This is a genomic window from Arthrobacter sp. STN4 (assembly GCF_024539665.1).
In the GTDB taxonomy this organism is placed as follows: Bacteria; Actinomycetota; Actinomycetes; order Actinomycetales; family Micrococcaceae; genus Specibacter.
The window spans coordinates 1-534 of sequence record NZ_JAKZGX010000089.1 but is presented as its reverse complement, the minus strand read 5'-3'; the positions used below and the strand labels follow the sequence as shown (position 1 = coordinate 534).

Sequence of the window (534 nt, the reverse complement as noted above, 5' to 3'; positions counted from 1 at the left end):
GACGGCCTTAGCAGCCGGTGCCGTGGGGGTTTTCGTTGCAGTTGTCGGCGTAGTTGTGGGTGACGGCGCGCCAGACGGTGAGGGGCAGGGGTGGTGAGGGGATGTGGCCTTGGCCGGGGATGGGGAGGGCGGGGCCGCCGTTGACGCTGTAGGTGCCGGTGAAGTGGGTGGTGACGGTGATGGCGTATTTGCCGGTGGCGGTGTAGATGTGGCTGGTTTGGGTTTGTTCGCCGATTCTGTCGTCGGGCAGGGGTGCGCCGGCGGTGGGGGTGGGTCCCCAGGTGGTGCCGTCGCCGTAGTTCCAGGTGTAGGTGGTGGGGGTTGCGGTGAGGTGGATTTTTTGGCCGAGCAGGGTGATGGTGAATTGTTGTTCGTGTGCGAGGGCGTAGAAGTTGGTTTCTTGTCCGCGGAGGGTGTGGGGGCCGGGTTGGGAGCCGACGGTGGCGGGTTGGACGGGTGTTTTTTGGAATTCGTGGCTGATCTGCGCGGCGATCTCGGCCAGGATGTCGCGGGGTTTTTCGGTGTAGATGCAGG

General features: G+C 64.6%; 1 protein-coding gene. It reads right to left on the bottom strand.

The features are described from left to right. Positions 1 to 7: 7 nt before the first annotated feature. Positions 8 to 534: PKD domain-containing protein (locus MMF96_RS19460; protein ID WP_256884483.1), on the bottom strand; the 527-nt coding region annotated here is incomplete at its 5' end.